The sequence below is a fragment of the Brevundimonas sp. genome, from assembly GCF_031412435.1.
In the GTDB taxonomy this organism is placed as follows: Bacteria; Pseudomonadota; Alphaproteobacteria; order Caulobacterales; family Caulobacteraceae; genus Brevundimonas.
On sequence record NZ_JANODA010000089.1, the window covers coordinates 1 to 18,933 of the forward strand.

Annotated in this window: 15 protein-coding genes; 12 read left to right on the forward strand and 3 right to left on the reverse strand. The window is 66.7% G+C overall.

Annotated elements, in window-relative coordinates; all coding sequences use genetic code 11:
* The 5 genes from secD to RMO01_RS17940 form a co-directional block, all read left to right on the forward strand.
* On the forward strand, window positions 1-1,359 hold a 1,359-nt coding region (secD, locus tag RMO01_RS17920), incomplete at its 5' end, for a protein translocase subunit SecD (protein ID WP_309630428.1).
* On the forward strand, window positions 1,359-2,333 hold the full coding sequence (gene secF, locus RMO01_RS17925; protein WP_309630429.1) for a protein translocase subunit SecF: 975 nt from the start codon (window positions 1,359-1,361) through the stop codon (window positions 2,331-2,333). The genes secD and secF, both read left to right, overlap by 1 nt.
* 118 nt (window positions 2,334-2,451) lie before the next feature.
* The gene (locus RMO01_RS17930; protein WP_309630430.1) at window positions 2,452-3,069 is read left to right on the forward strand and encodes a hypothetical protein; all 618 of its coding nucleotides are present in this window, start codon (window positions 2,452-2,454) and stop codon (window positions 3,067-3,069) included.
* Window positions 3,062-3,694, forward strand: coding sequence for a squalene/phytoene synthase family protein (locus RMO01_RS17935; protein ID WP_309630431.1), 633 nt, complete (start codon window positions 3,062-3,064; stop codon window positions 3,692-3,694). The genes RMO01_RS17930 and RMO01_RS17935 overlap by 8 nt, the downstream gene beginning before the upstream one ends.
* Complete coding sequence (locus tag RMO01_RS17940; protein ID WP_309630432.1) at window positions 3,694-5,292, forward strand: NAD(P)/FAD-dependent oxidoreductase; 1,599 nt, start codon at window positions 3,694-3,696, stop codon at window positions 5,290-5,292. Before RMO01_RS17935 ends, RMO01_RS17940 begins: the two co-directional genes overlap by 1 nt.
* Here the strand turns inward: RMO01_RS17940 and RMO01_RS17945 are convergent.
* Together RMO01_RS17945 and RMO01_RS17950 are read right to left on the reverse strand one after the other, a co-directional pair.
* Window positions 5,264-5,641 (reverse strand): response regulator, encoded by a 378-nt coding sequence (locus RMO01_RS17945; protein ID WP_309630433.1) that lies wholly within the window; start codon window positions 5,639-5,641, stop codon window positions 5,264-5,266. The genes RMO01_RS17940 and RMO01_RS17945 overlap by 29 nt on opposite strands.
* Window positions 5,634-7,145 (reverse strand): HWE histidine kinase domain-containing protein, encoded by a 1,512-nt coding sequence (locus RMO01_RS17950; RefSeq protein WP_309630434.1) that lies wholly within the window; start codon window positions 7,143-7,145, stop codon window positions 5,634-5,636. Before RMO01_RS17950 ends, RMO01_RS17945 begins: the two co-directional genes overlap by 8 nt.
* A 100-nt stretch (window positions 7,146-7,245) precedes the next feature.
* Here RMO01_RS17950 and RMO01_RS17955 point away from each other — a divergent pair, with 100 nt between their 5' ends.
* On the forward strand, window positions 7,246-8,769 hold the full coding sequence (locus tag RMO01_RS17955) for a carboxylesterase family protein (RefSeq protein WP_309630435.1): 1,524 nt from the start codon (window positions 7,246-7,248) through the stop codon (window positions 8,767-8,769).
* On the opposite strand, the gene RMO01_RS17960 is transcribed toward RMO01_RS17955, so the two are convergent.
* On the reverse strand, window positions 8,766-10,112 hold the full coding sequence (locus RMO01_RS17960; protein ID WP_309630436.1) for a GH1 family beta-glucosidase: 1,347 nt from the start codon (window positions 10,110-10,112) through the stop codon (window positions 8,766-8,768). The genes RMO01_RS17955 and RMO01_RS17960 overlap by 4 nt on opposite strands.
* A gap of 269 nt (window positions 10,113-10,381) precedes the next feature.
* Between RMO01_RS17960 and RMO01_RS17965 the strand changes: the two genes are divergently transcribed.
* From RMO01_RS17965 to RMO01_RS17990, 6 genes are all read left to right on the forward strand, one after another.
* Complete coding sequence (locus RMO01_RS17965; RefSeq protein WP_309630437.1) at window positions 10,382-11,422, forward strand: LacI family DNA-binding transcriptional regulator; 1,041 nt, start codon at window positions 10,382-10,384, stop codon at window positions 11,420-11,422.
* Complete coding sequence (locus RMO01_RS17970) at window positions 11,419-14,436, forward strand: TonB-dependent receptor (protein WP_309630438.1); 3,018 nt, start codon at window positions 11,419-11,421, stop codon at window positions 14,434-14,436. Before RMO01_RS17965 ends, RMO01_RS17970 begins: the two co-directional genes overlap by 4 nt.
* A 98-nt stretch (window positions 14,437-14,534) precedes the next feature.
* Window positions 14,535-15,974 (forward strand): glucoamylase family protein, encoded by a 1,440-nt coding sequence (locus RMO01_RS17975; protein WP_309630439.1) that lies wholly within the window; start codon window positions 14,535-14,537, stop codon window positions 15,972-15,974.
* A complete protein-coding gene (locus tag RMO01_RS17980; RefSeq protein WP_309630440.1) occupies window positions 15,971-17,233 on the forward strand; it encodes a sugar ABC transporter substrate-binding protein in 1,263 nt (420 codons plus the stop codon). The genes RMO01_RS17975 and RMO01_RS17980 overlap by 4 nt, the downstream gene beginning before the upstream one ends.
* Window positions 17,230-18,120 (forward strand): sugar ABC transporter permease, encoded by an 891-nt coding sequence (locus tag RMO01_RS17985; protein ID WP_309630441.1) that lies wholly within the window; start codon window positions 17,230-17,232, stop codon window positions 18,118-18,120. The genes RMO01_RS17980 and RMO01_RS17985 overlap by 4 nt, the downstream gene beginning before the upstream one ends.
* Window positions 18,117-18,932, forward strand: a complete 816-nt coding sequence (locus RMO01_RS17990; RefSeq protein ID WP_309630442.1) for a carbohydrate ABC transporter permease — start codon at window positions 18,117-18,119, stop codon at window positions 18,930-18,932. The genes RMO01_RS17985 and RMO01_RS17990 overlap by 4 nt, the downstream gene beginning before the upstream one ends.
* Window position 18,933: the final 1 nt, after the last annotated feature.

The window sequence follows — 18,933 nt, forward strand, 5'->3', positions numbered from 1 at the left end:
CAGACCCTGTCGGAAGCGCAGATCGCCGTCGGCGGCATCGTGCGCGACGGCAACGGCGTGGTGGTGACCCTGACCAACCCGGCCCAGATGGAGCCCGCCGTCACGGAGATGCGCAATCTGCTGGGCGCGGGCGCATCGGGCCTGGCCTCGGACCGCACGATCACCCGCCAGGGCGACAACCGCATCCGCTACGCCTTCACCGACGCGGCCATGACGGCCATGGGTCCGACCGCGGTCGACCAGTCGATCGAGGTGGTGCGCCGCCGCATCGACAGCCTCGGCACGCGCGAACCCGCGATCACCCGCCAGGGCGCGGAGCGGATCGTGGTCCAGGCGCCGGGCGAGAGCGATCCCGCCGCCCTGGAACGCGTCATCGGCCAGACGGCCCAACTGACCTTCCAGATGGTCGACAGCGAGAACTCGGTCCAGGACGCGGTCGCCGGCCGCGTGCCGCCGGACGCCCAACTGCTGATCGGGCCTGACGGCATTACCCCCTATCTGGTCAAGAAGCGGATTCTGGTCTCGGGCGAGAACCTGACCCGCGCGGGCGTGGGCGCCGACCAGTCGGGCCGTCCCGCCATCGACTTCCGCTTCGACGGCCAGGGCGCGCGCCGTTTCGGCGAGGCGACGGCGGCCAATATCGGCAAACCCTTCGCCATTATTCTGGACGGCAAGGTCATCTCGGCCCCGACCATCATCAGCCCCATCACCGGCGGTACGGGCCAGATCACCGGCAGTTTCTCGATCGCCGAGGCTTCGGAGCTGGTGAATCTGCTGAACGGAGGAGCCCTGCCGGCCCCCCTGACGGTCGAGGAGCGCCGGACGGTGACCGCCGAGCTGGGGGCTGACGCTGTAGCGGCCGGGGCGCTGTCGACCATCATCGGCTTTGCCATCATCATCGTTTTCATGCTCCTCTCCTACGGCTTCCTGTTCGGAGGCATATCGGTGATCGGCCTGGTCCTGAACGCGATCCTGATCGTGGCGGCCATGTCGCTGACCCAGGCGACCCTGACCCTGCCGGGGATCGCGGGTCTGATCCTGACCTTCGCCGTGGCGGTCGACGCCAACGTCCTGATCTATGAGCGGATGCGCGACGAGGCGCGGGCAGGGCGGTCTGTGATCGCCTCGATGGACGCCGGTTTCAACAAGGCCTGGGGTACCATTCTGGACGCCAACCTGACGACCCTGGTGGCGGCCCTGATCATGTTCATGTTCGGCGCGGGGCCTGTGCGCGGCTTCGCCTGGACCCTGACCATCGGGGTGTTCACCTCGGTGTTCGCCTCGGTGCTGGTGGCGCAGGTGCTGCTGGCTTACTGGCTCAAGACGGCCAGACCCAAGAAACTGCCGATCGCGGAGTGATGGCGATGAGCTGGTGGCCCCTGATCAAGATCATTCCGATCAAGACGAATCTGCAGTTCGTCCGTTTCGCCAGATTCTTTGGCGTCCTGTCGGCCGTGCTGTGCATCGCCTCGGTCGGCAGCCTGTTTTATCCCGGCATGAACATGGGGATCGATTTCCGGGGCGGGGCGGCGATGGAGCTGACCACTGCGGACGGGCGTGTACTGGACCTGGAACAGGTGCGCAGCGCCGTGGACGGGCTCGGCATGGGGGATGTCGGGGTGCAGGGGATCGACGACGATTCCAGCGCCATCTTGCGCTTCCAGATCCCTGAGGGTCAGGCCCAGGCGGCCGTCGTCAGTCAGGTTCAGACGGCGATTACCGCAGAAGTGGGCGCGGTGACCTATTCGGGCGTCAGTATTGTCGGGTCCAAGGTCTCTGGCGAGTTGTTTATGTCCGGTCTGCTGGCCTTGGGCGCGGCTATCGTGCTGATGTTCGCCTATATCTGGTTCCGGTTCGAGCCCCAGTTCGGCTTCGGGGCCGTCGCCGGTCTGGTCCACGACGTGATCCTGGTGTTCGGTCTGATCGTGTTGTTCCGGGACAGGCTGGAGTTCAACCTGAACATGGTCGCCGCCATTCTGACGGTGATCGGCTATTCGATGAACGACACCGTCGTCGTGTTCGACCGTCTTCGGGAGAACCTGCGCAAGTACAAGACCATGCCGCTGCGCGAGGTGATCGACCTGTCGATCAACGAGACCCTGTCACGGACCATCATTACCGGGATCACGGCGATCATGGTGCTGGCGGCCCTGGCCGTCTTCGGCGGCGTTGCCCTGTTCGGCTTCTCCATCGCCCTGATGGCGGGCATCATCATCGGCACCTATTCGTCGGTCTATGTGGCCGCGCCGATCATCCTGCTGTGGGGCGTGAAACGGGGCGAGTTCGCCGAAGAGGCGAAGCCGATCACGCTGGGCGCGGCGTCGAGGCCCTAGATGTATGACTGGTGGCTGGTGGCTGGTTCAGTCATGATCCGCCGGTCATCAGCCACCTTCTCTCCACCGACCTTTGCGACTAAGCCTAGGTCTCACAACGACTCGGGGGAGCGAACACATGGCCAATCTGCTTTCGAATTTCAGGAACACACTGATCCTCAGCCTCGTGCTGTCGGCTGTGATGATCTTCGCCTTCTTCCGTATTGCGGAGGTGGACGCGCTGCAGTTCTGGCAGGCGGTGGCTCGCTGGTTCCACGTCGGCTTCGGCATCCTGTGGATCGGGCTGCTGTACTATTTCAACTTCGTCCAGATCCGCGTCATGCCGACCATCCCGGGCGAGCTGAAGCCGGCCGTGTCGAAATACATCGCGCCTGAGGCCCTGTTCTGGTTCCGCTGGGCGGCCCTGTTCACCGTTCTGGCGGGCCTGGCGGTCATGCTGCTGAAGGGCCACGTCTATTCGATGGAGGTGCTGAGCTTCGGCTTCGCCGGGGGTCTGGTCCAGGGCGATCAGGGCTTCGCCCTGATGGGCGTCGGTGTCTGGCTGGCCGTCGTCATGTTCCTGAACGTCTGGGGCGTCATCTGGCCGAACCAGAAGCGGGCTCTGGGCATCGTCGTGGTCGACGACGACAAGAAGGCGAAGGCCGCGCGCGTCGCCATGCTGGCCAGCCGCACCAACCTGTTGCTCAGCCTGCCCATGCTGACCTCCATGGCGATGTATCAGACCCTGTTTGGCTGAGCCGGCCTCCAGTCTCGATGATCAGGTCCGGGCGGCCGATCCCGACCGCTGGCTGTCTAGCCGGTTCGTCGGCGATGCGCAGGCCCGCGCGGACCTGATCGCCCTCTACGCCTTCGAGGCGGAGCTGATGAGCATCCCCACCCGGGTGACCCAGCCCCTGCTGGCCGAGATGCGCTACGCCTGGTGGCGTGAGCAGATGGACGGGGTGTTCGCAGGGACGGCGCGCAAGGGTCACCCGGTGCTGGAGGCCCTCACAGACCTGGTTGCGCGTCGAGGGTTGGAGCGCGCTCCGTTCGACGCCCTGATCGAGGCGCACATCGACCGGGTTCACGGACAGCCGCACGACCTGGAGGCCTTCTATGTCGGGCCGATGCAGGCGGCTGTCCGGGTGCTGACCGGAGCGGGCCATGACGACACCGTCGCCGACGCAGGACGGGTCCGGGGCCTGTCCCAGGTGGGACGCAAGGATGAGGCGGCGGCCTTGCGGTCGGCGGCGAACCGGGCGCTCCGGAACCTTCCGGCCGAGGCCTTTCCCGCCGTGGCGCACGCGGCGCTGACGAGCGACACCCCGGAGCCGGGCAAACGGCTGAAGTTGATCTGGGCGACGCTGAACGGGCGCATCTGATGGCCGTCGCCGCCACCGACGTCGTCATCCTGGGCGGGGGCCACAACGGGCTGGTCTGCGCCTTCTATCTGGCGCGGGCCGGGCTGAAGGTCACGGTGCTGGAACGGCGCGGCGTCGTCGGCGGGGCCGCGGTGACCGAGGAATTCCACCCCGGCTTCCGCAACTCGACGGCCAGCTACACCGTCAGCCTGCTGAACCCGAAGGTCATCGCCGACCTGGATCTGGCCCGGCATGGGCTCAGGGTGGTCGAGCGGCGGATGTCGAACTTCCTGCCGCTCGACGGGGACTATTTCACAGCCGGCGAGGGTCGGACGCAGGGGCAGGTGGCAAGGGTCTCGGCGCGGGATGCGGAACGGCTGCCGGACTATGAGGCGCGGCTGGAAACGGTGGCGGCGGTGCTGCGGGCGCTGGTGCTGGAGACGCCGCCGAACCTGCCTTCGGGCGGATGGTCGGAGGCCCTGCCCGAGATGCTGAAGTCGGCGTCACTGGCCAGGCGGCTGGGCGGGCTGGACCTGACCGGGCGGCGCGACGTGCTGGACCTGTTCGCCAAGTCGGCGGGCGACTGGCTGGACGGCTGGTTCGAGAGCGATCCGATCAAGGCCCTGTTCGGGTTCGACAGCGTCGTGGGGAACTACGCGTCGCCCTATACGCCCGGGTCCGCCTACGTCCTGCTGCACCACGTCTTCGGCGAGGTGAATGGGCGCAAGGGCGTCTGGGGGCACGCCATCGGCGGCATGGGCGCGATCACCCAGGCGATGGCCGCCGCCTGTCGCGAGCAGGGCGTCGAGATTCGTCTGGATGCCGAGGTCGCGGCGGTCCTGACCGACAAGGGCAGGGCGGTCGGGGCAGTGACGATGGCGGGCGACACGGTACGCGGGCGCGCCGTGGTGTCGAACCTGCATCCGCGTCTGCTGTTCGACCGGCTGGTGGACCCGGCCGTCGTGCCCGCCGATTTCACCGAGCGGATGAGTCGGTATGCGTCAGGCTCGGGGACATTCCGAATGAACGTGGCGCTGTCTGAGCTGCCGCGTTTCACGGTCCTGCCAGAACCCGGCGATCACCACACGGCGGGCATCATCATCGCGCCGACCCTGGCCTACATGGACCGGGCCCATGCCGAGGCGAGGCTGAACGGGTGGTCGGGCAAGCCGATCGTCGAGATGCTGATCCCCTCGACGCTCGACGACACGCTCGCGCCGCCGGGACAGCATGTGGCCAGCCTGTTCTGCCAGCATGTCGATCCGGCGCTGGGGGACGAGCATCGCGAGACTGTGGCCGACCTGATGATCGAGACGGTCGACGCCCAGGCGCCCGGCTTCAAGGCGTCGGTGCTGGGGCGGCTGGCGCTGGGCCCTCGCGATCTGGCGCGCCGGTTCGGCCTGGTCGGGGGGGACATCTTCCACGGGCGACTGACGCTCGATCAGCTGTTCAGCGCCCGGCCGGTGCTGGGCCATGCCGATCATCGGATGCCTGTGCCGGGTCTCTATCTGTGCGGATCAGGGGCGCATCCGGGCGGTGGGGTCACCGGCGCGCCGGGGCACAACGCGGCCAAGGCCGTGCTGAAGGACTTCAGACCCGGGCTACGCCGAGCGCCTTGAACAGGGCCGCTTTCACAGCGTCCTCGGTGAAGGGCTTCTGGATCGTGGCCTGACCGCGCCAGTGGTCGGGCAGGCCGCCCTCGCCGTAGCCGGTTGAGAAGACGAACGGGATGCCTCTGGCCTTCAGCGCCTCGGCGACCGGGAAGACCTCCTTGCCCGCCACGTTCACGTCCAGCAGGGCGGCGTCCAGCAACGGATCGTCGGCGACGACTTCCAGCGCTTCGTCCACGGTGGCGATGGCGCCGACCGGAATGGCCCCCATGTCTTCGAGAATAGTCTCGAGCAGCATGGCGACAAGGGATTCGTCCTCGACCACGAGGATACGGCGACCCGTCAAACCCTCAGACATGCTGTTGCGTATCCTTATCAAGCGGAATCGAGAATTCCGCTATAAAACCGTCGCTTGCGTAGCTGAGTTTGGCCTCGCCCGCCAGATCGTGACGGACGTTCCTTTCGATCAGTCGACTGCCGAATCCGCGCCGGGCCGGAGCCTCGACCGGCGGTCCGCCGACCTCGCGCCAGACGACGTTCAGTGTCCGGTTGACCTGGTTGGCGACGGTCCAGTCGACGAAGATCCGGCCGTCCGGCGCCGACAGGGCGCCGTACTTCGCGGCGTTGGTCGCCAACTCGTGGAAGATCATCCCCAGCGACAGGGCCGCCGCCGGGCCAAGCGCCACGGGCGGGCCATTCAGGATGATGCGGGCCGGGCCGTGCGCATCCGTCTCGTGCTCCAGAACGGCGCGGAGGTCGGCGCCTTCCCAATGACTGCGGGTCAGGAGGTCGTGGGTGTGGGACAGGCTCATCAACCGGGCCTGGAAGCTCTCGGCGAAGGATTTCGGGTCCTGGTGGGAGCGGGCGGTCTGCATGGCGATCGACTGGATCGTCGCCAGGGTGTTCTTCACCCGATGATTCAGTTCGTCGATCATCAGCCGCTGGCGCTGGGCGGCGAGGACGGCTTCGGTGACGTCGTGGCCCTGGACGAAGATGCCGACAACCTTGCCCTCGCCGTCCCGGATCGGCTGGTAGACAAAGTCGACGTAGCGGCTGCACGCCCGGTCCGCGCCTTCCGGGCGAAACTGGACCGGCGCGCCTCTGCCCTGATAGGGCTCGCCGGTGGTGATGACGGAATCGAGAATCTCGTAAAACCCCTGGCCCGCAACGTCCGGCAGCGCCTCCCTGACAGGCAGGCCGACGACGTTGGCTCTCCCGATCAGGCGGGCGTAGGCGTCATTGTGCATCTGGAAGACATGTTCCGGGCCCGACAGGACGGCGACGAAGCCAGGCGCCTGCATGAACATCTCGACCAGTCGATTTCGCTCGGTTTCGAGCCGGCGATTATCCTCCTGAACCGCATGGGCCCGGGTCATGACGCCGCCGCCCAGGATCATGTCCAGTGCGCTGACCGTCGGTGCGTCGTCGCGCGCGCGACGCAGCAGCTCCAATTCGGTGATGTCCGAGGTGTGCTGGAGGATCAGCACGATCCGGCCTTCGGCGTCGTGCAGCGGCGTGTGGCTGGCGCTCCAGTAGCGGTCCTCCTGGCTGACCGTTCCGTCAGGGCGCGTGACCGGTATGGCGAAGTGAATCAGCGCCAGATGGTCTCTCTCGCCGGTCGCGAGCACCTTTTCGAAAGAGGCCCGCAACTGGCGGACGTTCTCGGCCGCCTCGGGGCCGTCACCTCCGGTGAAGATGTCGAAGATCGGTCGCCCGATCAGCCTGTCCCTGGGCATGCCCACAGCCGCGAGATAGGCGGCGTTCATTCCCGCGTAGCGCAGGCCGGGCGTGAGCAGCATGTAGGGGTTCGTCGAAGCCTCGAAAGCCGCCGCGAGGTCTATCGCCTGTTCAAGTGCCCGCACGCTTGCCTTCTCCCCCGATCCGGGCGAGCGCGCGGCGCAAGGAATGGTTCCCGGGCACGGTGAAGTTTGTGTCGCGGGCCGGCCCCGCTAGGATCGGCCCATGTTCCTCGCAAGCTTAGCCCTGGCCGCCCAGATGACTGTGTCGCCCGTCCCCCCGGCCAATCCGCAAGTCCAGGTGGCGCAAGGGTTGCTGATCGGACGACAAGCCGACGAGATCGAGTCCTTCAACGGAATCCCCTTCGCCGCGCCGCCGGTCGGGGCCCTGCGCTGGCGGCCGCCGCAGCCCGCGGCCGCGTGGACCGGAGAGCGAGACGCCAGCCGCGCCGGAGCTATCTGTATCCAGGCCCCATCAAACGGCGATCCGGGCGTCGGCCCGGGACCGGCGAGCGAGGACTGTCTGACGCTGAACGTCTGGCGACCGTCGGCGCGAGCCGAGCCGCTGCCCGTCATGGTGTGGATTCACGGGGGCGGATACAACAACGGCTCGGGCACGCCCCCGCTCTACGACGGGACGAACCTGGCCCGACGCGGCGTGATCGTAGTGACGATCAACTACCGGCTCGGACGGCTGGGGTTCTTCGATCATCCGGCGCTGGCGTTCGAGCGCGGGCCTGAGGAGCCTGCCGGAAACTACGGGGTGATGGACCAGATCGCGGCCCTGGAGTGGGTCCGGGACAATGTCGCGTCCTTCGGCGGCGATCCCCAACAGATCACGATCTTCGGCGAATCGGCCGGAGGCGCGGCGGTCGCCCAGCTGATGGTCGCGCCCGCCGCGCGCGGTCTGTTCCAGCGCGCCGTGATGCAGTCGGGTCTGGGGCGGCAAAGGTCGGCCCTTCTGGATGATGACCGTCCGGGGCGACCCTCGGCCCAGTCTCTGGGGGTCGCCTTCGCGCGGTCGGCGGGGCTCCCGACTACGACGGCGGACGACCTTCGCGCCTTGCCCGCCGAGCGATTGCTTTCACCGATGCCGGCATTCTACAGCGACAATCTGGTCGTCGACGGCAAGGTCGTGCCCGAGGATGTGGTCGAGGCCTTTGCGGCAGGACGGCAGGCGCCGGTCCCTCTGATGATCGGGACAAACAGCGCCGAATTCTGGTGGATCCGGCCGACGGACGCCGGCGCCTATGGCCGGACCGACGACGCGATGACCGACGCCGAGTACGACGCCGTCGTCGCGGCCTATTCCGGTCAGGCGGGCTATGACGCCAATGTCGTCAGCGACCTGATCTTCAACGAGCCCGCGCGGCATCTGGCGCGGCTGCATGCGCGGGCCGGTCAGCCCACGTTCCTTTACCGGTTCGATGTCGTGCCCGAGTCCAATCCCGAACCGAGCGGCGGGGCGACCCATGCGTCGGAGCGGCCCTACGTCTTCGACAATCTCCACACTGTCGGCCGGCCGATGGGCGAGCGGGACGATCTCGCGGCGACCGCCATGGCCGACTACTGGACGGCCTTTGCGAAGGCGGGCGATCCGAACGGCGGCGACCGCCCGGCCTGGCCGGAGTTCGGCGCCGCGCCGGACCAGTTGCTGGAGTTCACCAACGACGGGCCGGTGGCGAAGCCGGTCCCCTTCCCCGAGCGGCTGGACCTGATCGAGCAGTTTTACACGCGGGTCCGGCCCTAGAGGCAGCTCCCGTTCGTCCGGATCACCTCGGCGTAGAGCAAACCCGAATCCTTGATCGTCCGCTCTTGGGTCAGGAAGTTGACGTGGGTGATGCCGAACCGTTTCGAATAGCCCAGCGACCACTCGAGATTGTCGAGCAGGGACCAGGCCATATAGCCTTCCAGCTTCACGCCCTTTCCGAGGGCGTCGTGGACCGCCTTGAGGTGGTTCTTCAGGTATTCGACGCGCATCGGATCGTGGATGCGGCCGTCGATGGCGTGGGGCGGATCGTACCAGGCCGAGCCGTTCTCGGTGATCATCAGGGGCAGGCCGTTGGTCTGCTCATGCAGCCACACGAGGGTGTCGGTGAGGGCAGGGGGATAGACCTCCCAGCCGGTCTCGGTGTGGGCGTGCTGGACCTGTTTGACCGGTCGGGCGCGGACGGGCCAGGCGTCGGGCGCGTTCTCGGGCACCGCGCGCGTGTACCAGTTCAGACCCATCCAGTCGGTCGGTGTCGCGATCAGGTCGAAGTCCTCGGCCGGGAAGTCGCGCATGGCGTCGCCGTAGACCTCGTGCAGTTCCGCCGGATAGCCGCGGCCCATCAGGGGATCGAGGAACCAGCGGTTCATCTGGGCCTCGGCGCGCTTGCGGGCGGCCTCGTCCTCGGGCCTGTCGCTGGCCGGATATTTGGGCTCGATGTTGAGGACGATGCCGATCCGGCCCTCGCCCACCTCACGGAAGCGGCGAACGGCGGCGCCGTGGGCGCGCAGGACGTTGTGGCCGGCGATCACGGCCTCGTAGTGGGACCGGTGGCCGGGGGCCAGGACCCCGTGCAGATAGCCGCCGTCGACGATGACCCAGGGCTCGTTGATCGTGCCCCAGGTCTTCACCCGACCCTTGAACCGTTCGAACAGGACCTGGCCGTAGTCGGCGAACCAGTCTGCGATCTCGGGGTTCAGCCAGCCGCCCCGGTCGTCCAGCGCCGCCGGCAGGTCCCAGTGATAGAGGGTGCACAGCGGCTCGATCCCGGCCTCGATCAGGGCGTCGATCAGGTCGTCATAGAACTTCAGGCCCGCCTCGTTCAGCCGGCCCGTGCCGTCCGGCATGACCCGGCTCCAGCTGACCGAGAATCGGTAGGCCGTCAGACCCAGCCGCTTCATGATCGCGACGTCCTCGCGCCAGCGATTGTAATGGTCGCAGGCCACGTCGCCTGTGTCGCCGTCCTTCATATTGCCCGGTATGTGGCAGAAGCGGTCCCAGATGGATTCGCCCGCGCCGTCGGCCATGGACGAGCCTTCGATCTGGTAGGCTGCGGTCGCTGCGCCCCACAGAAAACCGTCGGGAAACTGGTAGTTGGAGCTCATGGGACGGCTTTCGTTCGGGGAGGCGGCATGGCGGCGTGGGGGATGTGGACACCCTTGCCGGAGGTTCGATGCGGATCAGAAAATCTGGTGTGGCCAAACTACGGCACTTGCGGGGCGCATTACCAGTGTGCGATGTAACCGATTACAGAAATTTGTCGACGGACCTTCGATAAAGAGGGCCGGTACGATCCGGACGCTTCAGGAACACACTGCGTGCATCGCACCTTGACCCACACATCAGGCAGCCGTGCGCCGATCGGACGCGTGGCATGAAGCCGGCGACGATCCGTGACGTGGCGGAGCGCGCCCGGGTCTCCGTGGCCTCGGTGTCGCGCGTGCTGACCGGCGCCGGCGCGGTGACGGAGCCGACCCGGCTGAAGGTTCTGGAGGCCGTCGAAGCTCTGGCCTATGTGCCCCATTCCGGCGCCCGCAGCCTGTCGACCAGCCGCACCGACACGGTAGGGGTCATCCTGCCCGACCTGTTCGGCGAGTTCTTCTCGGAGCTTATCCGGGGCATGGACGTGGCCGCGCGCGCCAACGGCCTGCACCTGATCGTCTCCAGCTCGCACGACGACGCCTCGGAGGCGGCCGCCGCCATCCGTTCCATGCGCGGCCGGGTCGACGGGCTGATCGTCCTGTCGCCCCATCTCGATTCGGCCAATCTGGCGCACAGCCTGGCGGGCCGCCTGCCGGTGCTGCTGATGAACGGCGGGGCCAACGACGCCGGCCGGCCGTCCATGGTCGTCGACAACGTCGGCGGCGCGGTCGCGGCGGTCGAGCATTTGCTGGCCCAGGGCCGTGAGCGGATCGTCCACATCGGCGGCCCGTCGGGAAACCTGGAGGCGCGCGAGCGTCAGGCCGGCTATATCCAGGCCATGACCGCCGCCGGGCGGCAGCCGAACGTCGTCGCCGGCGAGTTCACGCAGGCCTCCGGCCATGACGCGACCGCTGTTCTGCTGGCCGAGGGCGCGCGGCCCGACGCCATCTTCGCCGCCAACGACATGATGGCCATCGGCGCCCTGCTGGCCCTGCAGGACGCGGGCGTCCGCTGTCCCGAGGACGTCGCCGTGGTCGGCTTCGATGACGTGCCCATCGCCGCCCTGATGCGACCCGCCCTGACCACCCTGCGTATCGAGATCGCCGAGACCGGCCGCCGCGCCATGGACCGGCTCGTGACCCTGATCACCGCCTCCAACGACCCCCAGGCAACGCCCGACGCCGCCTGCGAAATCATTCGACCCCAACTCGTCGTCCGCCAGTCGTGCGGCGGCGCCTCATCCAGCATCGCCCTCAACGGAGAAACCCAATGACCCGCATGACCCTGCGCACCCGCGCGTTGGGCGCCGCCTCGGCCCTGGCCGTCGCGACCCTGCTGACGGCCGGAGCCGCCTCGGCCCAGTCAACGACCTCGACGCTGCGCGGCACGGTCTATGAGGGGGATGCGGCGGAGGCTGGCGGCGCGATCGTGGCCCGCGACGTGGACACGGGCTTTGTCACCCGGGGTCGGATCTCGGAATCGGGAACCTATGTCCTGAACGGTCTTCGGCCCGGGACCTACGAGGTGACGGTGACCAGTGCTGACGGCCAGACCGGCACGGACACCGTGACCCTGTCCGTGGGTCAGGTGGCGACGCTGGATCTGGATGTCTCGGCGGCCGGCGCCGTTTCCGCTGACGAAGGCACCGATCTGGGCGACATCGTCGTCACCGGTCGCCGTATCTTCGAGGTGCGCACCTCGGAGGTGGCCACCAACGTCAGCCAGCAGCAGATCAGCGCCCTGCCTCAGGTGGACCGCAACTTCCTCAACTTCGCCGCCTTGGCCCCCGGCGTCGTGGTTAGCCAGGACCCGGCCGAGCGCACCATCGCCGCAGGCGCCCAGTCGGCCAACGCGATCAACGTCTTCATCGACGGACAGAGCCAGAAGTCGAACATCCTCGACGGCGGCTTCGCCGGCCAGGACGACAGCCGCGGCAACCCCTTCCCGCAGGGCGCCATCCGTGAGTTCCGGGTCCTGACCCAGAACTTCAAGGCCGAGTACGAGCAGGCTTCGTCGGCGATCATCACCGCCGTGACGGCCTCGGGCACGAACGACTTCCATGGCGAGGTCTTCGTCACCTACCAGGACTCCGACTGGCGCTCGCAAGACATCTTTTCGGAGCGGCGGGGGCAGGCGAAGCCCCAGCTGGATCGCATGGAATATGGCGCGACCCTCTCCGGCCCGATCATCCAGGACCGGCTGCATTTCCTGGCGAGCTATGAGCGCAAGGACGAGACCCGCTCAAACTCCGTGTTCCTGAACCGGACAGAATTCACCAATCTGTTCCAGGACGAGCTCGGCGTGTTCGAGGCGCCGTTCGAACAGGACCTCTATTTCGGCAAGCTGTCCTGGCAGGTCGACGACCGCCAGATCGTCGACCTGACTGCGACATATCGCACGGAGCAGGACATCCGCGACTTCGGCGGCCAGAATTCCTACAGCCGCGCGAATGCGATCAACAACGAGACCCAGTCCGTCGTGCTGCGGCACCAGTTCCAGGGCGACACCTTCCTGAACGTGGCCTCGGTCGACTATCGTCAGTCGCTGTACAACCCTCAGGCGCTGAACTTCTCGGATTCTGGCGAACAGTTCCGGGTCTACCGCGACGCGAGCGCGACGATCCCGGGCTTCCAGTTCGACTACAACCAGAGCGACTTCATATTCGGCCGGGGCGGCGGCACCAACAACCAGAATATCGAAGACACGGTCGTCACCTTCCGCAACGACCTGACCTTCAACGAGGTCGAGTTCTACGGCTTCCACACAATCAAGATGGGCGTGCGCTACGCCATCCATGACTATTCGGTCGCCAAATTCTTCAACCGGAACCCGCAGTTCTCCTATGACGTGACGGGCACCATCCTCGGAAGCTCGACCATCCCTCTCCAGGTGACCCTGAACCTGCCGACGGTTCCGGCGGAGGTGACCAACAATCAGACCGGACTGTATATCCAGGACGACTGGCAGATCACCGACAAGCTGGAGCTTAATCTCGGCATCCGCTGGGACTATGAGGACAACGGCGTCAACAACGACTACGTCACGCCGGACAACGTTCGTCAGGTGCTGGCGGCGTTCGAGACACGGCCTGCTTACGCGCCGCCAGTCAATGTCGACGACTATGTGGCGGACGGCGACCGGGAGGCGTTCAAGGGCGCGTTCCAGCCGCGTATCGGTTTCTCGTATGACATCTTCGGCGACGAACAGACGGTTCTGTTCGGCGGAGCGGGCCGCTACTACGACCGGATCGGATTCAACTTCGCCTTCTCCGAGCGCTATTCGCCGGTCAACCGCAGCCGCCAGATCTTCTTCTCGCCCAATGGCGGCGCCTTCGGCGGTCGCACGGACACCATCGCCTGGCGTCCGGAATACGGGACGACGGCGGGTCTCGACAGCCTGCTGGGCGGAACCCAAGGGCGGGGCGAGATCTTCCTGATCCGCAATGACGCGCCTATGCCGCACACGGATCAGTTCAACCTGGGGGCGCGCCAGAAGTTCGGTGACATCCAGACGGCCGTCACCTTCTCCTATGCCAAGACCAAGAATGAGTACGGCTGGTACCGGCTGAATGTGAACGACGCCAACGCGATCGTCGTGCGGCCCTCCGAGTTCACCGACCCGGCGACCGGTCAGCCCTACGCCTACAACGACAGCGTCTTCTATTCGGACCACGATCGTGAGCGCACCTACAAGGCCATGTATGTGACGATCGACCGGCCCTATACCGAGGACAGCGGCTACGGCTTCAACATCGCCTACACCCTGGCCGACGGGGAGCAGAACGGCAGTCGCGATCAGGGACAAGGCGCGTTCGACTTCGACTACGCCACGCTGGACGCCTCGCCCTTCTTCAACACGCCGGGGGTGGAACGGCACCGGGTCGTCGCGTCGGGGACCCTGCGTCTGCCAATGGACTTCATGCTGTCCTCGGTCGTCACCCTCGGCTCGGGCCGTCCGTTCACGATCGGGAATGTCGGCGCCGGCGCCAAGCCGGACTGGTTCGCAGGCTATCCGGACAAGCGGGCCTTCCTGCCGGGGCTTAACTTCGCCACGCGTCAGGTCGATCTGAGGCTGAGCAAGGTCTTCACCGTGTTCGGCGGGCAGACGGTCGAGGCGATGGTGGACGCCATCAACGTCTTCGATTTCCGCAACTACAACGGCTACAACACCGGCCTGCGGCTGAACAACAACTCGCCGCTGGCGGACTTCAATCCGCTGTATGGCGCGCCGACCTCACAGGCCCTGCCGACCCGCACGATCCAGCTGGGCCTGCGCTACCGCTTCTAGAACGATCTCCTGAGACTGGCCGCCCTCGCTTCGGTGGGGGCGGCCAACTTTTTATTGGGGCATGATCGTCCCGCCGGTTCCGAGTAAGAGGTGGTCCCATGGATCGTCGCAGCTTTCTGATGGGTTCCACCCTGGCCGGACTGGTCGCCGGCGCCGCCTCGCCGGCCCTGGCCCAATCCAGCGCCCGACGCGGGTCAAGGGTCGGTATTGTGGATCCTGAAATCGATGAGTTGCAGCGCCGGACCTTCGACTGGTTCGTCCACGTCACGGACCGCGAGACAGGCCTGACGCCCGACCGCTGGCCGACCGAATCCTTCTGTTCGGTCGCGGCCGTCGGCTTTGCCCTCGCTTGCTGGCCGGTGGGGGTCGAGCGGGGCTGGATGACGCGGGCCGAGGCGCGCGAGCGGACCCTGATCACCCTGCGCTACTTCGCCGCCCTGCCGCAGGGGCCTGACGCGACGGGCATGGGCGGGTACAAGGGCTTCTTCTACCACTTCCTGAACATGGACACCGGTCACCGGTTCGGCACGACCGAACTGTCGACCGTGGATACGGCCCTGCTGCTCGGCGGCATGCTGTTCGCGGCCCAGTTCTTCGACGGCCGCCATGCCGAGGAATCCGAGATCCGCCAGATCGCCCAAGCCCTGTACGAGCGCGTCGAGTGGGACTGGGCCGTGGTGCGGCCGAACCGCATCACCATGGGCTGGCATCCGGAGTCGGACCACATCCCGCACGACTGGAACGTGTACAACGAGGGGATGCTGGTCCTGCTGCTGGCGATCGGCAGTCCGACCCATCCCGTCCCGACCGGGGTCTGGGACGAGTGGGTCCATGCCTACGAGCAGAGCTGGACCGACCGCTGGGGCGACTGGCACCTGCAGTTCGCGCCGATCTTCGGCCACCAGTACAGCCACATGTTCATCGACTTCCGTGGCATCCGCGACGCCTGGATGAGGGGCCAGTCGATGATGACGGACCAGTCGCTCGACTATTTCGAGAACAGCCGTCGCGCCGTCCACGCCCAGCGCAAATACGCCGTAGACAATCCCGGCGGCTGGGACGGCTATTCGGCCGAAATCTGGGGCCTGACGGCCTGCGACGGTCCGGGCGACTTCAGACAGGTCATCGACGCGCGCGAGCGGGAGTTCTTCTCCTATTCGGCGCGTGGTCCGGGCGACCGGGACGACGGCACGATTGCGCCGACCGCTGCCATGGCCAGCTATCCCTTTGCGCCCGCCGAGGTCACCGCGACCCTGAAGGCGATGAAGGCGCGCTATGCGCCCGTCTATACCGAGTGGGGCTTCCTCGACTCGTTCAATCCGACCCTGACGGAGCGAGAAGGGCGGTTGCAGCATGGTTCGATCGTGCCCGGCCTGGGTTGGGTCGACGGCGACTATCTCGGCATCGACCAGGGACCGATCGTCGTGATGATCGAGAACGGCCGCTCCGAACTGGTCTGGCGCCATATGCACGGCGAGCCGAACCTGAAACGCGGGTTGCAGAGGGCCGGGTTCACGGGCGGATGGCTGGACGCATGATCGACCGGCGCTCCGCGCTGTGTCTGATGGCCGGGGCGGGTGCGTCTCTGGCGGGGTGCGGTCGGAACGACGGCATCATACGGCTGACCTTCTGGGCGATGGGCAATGAGGGAACGCACGTGCCGTCGGTCCTGCCGGCCTTCGAGGCGGCCAATCCGGGCATCAAGGTCGTGGTCCAGCCCCAGCCCTGGTCCGCCGCCCATTCCAAGCTCTTGACCGCCTATGCCGGGGCGTCGCTGCCTGACGTCAGCCAGATCGGCAACACCTGGGTGGCGGAACTGGCGGCCATCGGCGCCCTGTCGCCCACGCCGGAAGCCGCTGCGGACCTTCTGACCGATCAGTTTCCCGCGGTGCTGGAGACCAATGCGATCGCCGACCGCGCCATGGCCACGCCCTGGTATGTCGATACGCGGCTGATCTTCCTGCGCACCGATATTCTGGCCCGTGCGGGCTTCGACGCCATGCCGACGGACTGGGCCGAGTGGAAGCGGGCCATGCACGCGGTCAAGCGCATTTCGGGCGAGGGAAACTTCGCAATCCTGTCGCCGGTCAATGAGTTCGAGCAGCTTCTGACCTTCGGTCTGCAGGGCGATCAACCATTGCTTCGAGACCTCGACACCCGTGGCAACTTCTCCAGCGAGTCCTTCCGGGCGGCGCTGGCCTTCTACAAGAGCCTGTTCGACGAGGGCCTCGCCCCCCTGGCCTCGGCAGCCCAGATTTCGAACGTCTGGAACGAGTTCGCCAAGGGCTATTTCGCCTTCTACTTCTCCGGTCCCTGGACCATCGGCGACATGAAAACCCGGCTGCCGCCAGAGGTTCAGCCGCACTGGACGACGGCCGGCGTCCCTGGTCCGACGGGGCCCGGGGCCTCGGCGCCGGGCGGATCGTCGCTCGCCGTGTTCCGCTCCTCGCCGCATCAGGAGGCGGCCTGGAAGCTGGTCCGGTACCTCTCCGATCCGGCAGTGCAGGCCGAGTTCAACGTCATCAGTGGCGACCTGCCGGCGCGCCGCTCGGCCTGGGCCGCGCCGAAGGTGGCGACGGACCCCTATGTCACCGCCTTCAACGGCCAGCTGGCGCGCGCCAAGGCCGTGCCCAAGGTACCCGAGTGGGAGCGGATCGTGACCGAGATGCAGGTCGTCGCGGAGCGGATGGTGCGCGGCGAGTTCACGGTGCAGCAGGCGGGCGCCGAGATCGACCGCCGCGCCGACCGGTTGCTCGAAAAGCGCCGCTGGATGATCGAACAGGGGCGGACGGCATGATCAGTCGTCGTGAGCGCGCCGCCTGGGGCTTCGTCGCGCCGTCGCTGATCGCCATCGCGGTCTTCTTCGTCGTGCCGGTCGTGTCGTCCCTGCTGCTCAGCCTGACCGACTTCGACATCTATGCCCTCGCCGACCTCGGCAACATGCGGTTCGTCGGTCTGCAGAACTACGAGCGGCTGCTGACCAATCCGCTGTTCTGGCAGGCGATGAAGAACACCGTCTGGTTCAGCGTCCTGGGCGTGCCCCTGTCGATCATCGCGTCTCTTGCAGCGGCGGTGATCCTGAACGCGCGTACGATCAAATGGCGGCCGGTCTGGCGGGTCATGTTCTTTGCGCCCTACGTGACCACGCTGGTGGCCACGGCGGTGCTGTGGAACTACCTGCTGCACACCCGCTACGGCGTCATCAACTGGATGCTGACAAGCCTGGGCCTGCCGGCCGTCGACTGGCTGGGCAACCCCGACACCTCGATCCCGGCCATCCTGATCTTCGTCGTCTGGAAGATCTTCGGCTACAACATGCTGATCTTCCTGGCGGTGCTCCAGACGGTTCCGGATGACCTCTACGAGGCCGCGCGCATCGACGGCGCCGGGCCCTGGGCGCGGTTCACCAACGTCACCCTGCCCGCCATCGCGCCGACGCTGCTGCTGGTGTCGATCATCTCGGTCGCGGGCTTCTTCCAGCTGTTCGCCGAGCCCTATGTCATGACGCAAGGGGGCCCCGCCCAGTCGACCGTGACCGTGCTCTACTTCATGTACGAAGAGGGCTTCAAATGGTGGAATCTGGGCTCCGCCTCGGCGGTGGCCTTCATCCTGTTCCTGTGCATTTTCGCCGTGACCATGGTGCAGCTGGCCGTGTCGCGGCGGCTCGGCGGAGAGCACACGTGAAGCCGCGGACCCTCCTGCTGAATATCGGCGTGGCCCTGATCGGCCTGATCGTCCTGTTCCCGCTTCTGTGGATGCTGTCGGTCAGCTTCATGGCGACGGGTGAGGCCGCGGTCTTCCCGCCGCCGTTGCTGCCTCGCGCGCCGACGCTGGAGCACTATCGCGACCTGTTCGTGAACCAGGGCATGGGCCGCTACATGTGGAACAGCGTCGCCCTGGCGACGCTGGCGACAGGCCTGGCGCTGGGCTTCACCGTCCCCGCCGGCTACGCCTTCGCCAAGCTGACGTTCAAGGGGCGTGAACGGCTGTTCCAGCTTTTGATCGGCGCCCTCGTCATCCCGGCCCAGATCGGAACCCTGCCGCTGTTCCTGATGCTGAAGTCGATGGGGCTGGTCAACACCTATGCCGGGGCCCTGGTGCCGTGGCTGGCGTCCATCTTCGGCCTGTTCCTGGTGCGCCAGTACGCCCTGTCGATTCCGGACGAGATGCTGGAGGCCGCGCGCGTCGACGGCGCGACGGAGGGCCAGATCTTCCGCCGCATCGTCCTGCCAACACTGACGCCGATCCTCGTGACTCTCGGCCTGTTCGTTTTCCTGGGCAGCTGGAACGACTTCCTGTGGCCGCTGATCATCCTGACCGATCAGTCGAACTATACGCTGCCGGTCGCGCTGGCGGCCCTGTCGCGCGAGCATGTGCAGGATGTCGAGCTGATGATGGCGGGCGCGGTGATCACCGTGGCGCCGGTGTTGATCCTGTTCCTTGCGCTTCAGCGGTTCTACATCCGCGGCATGCTGGCGGGCAGCGTAAAGGGTTGAG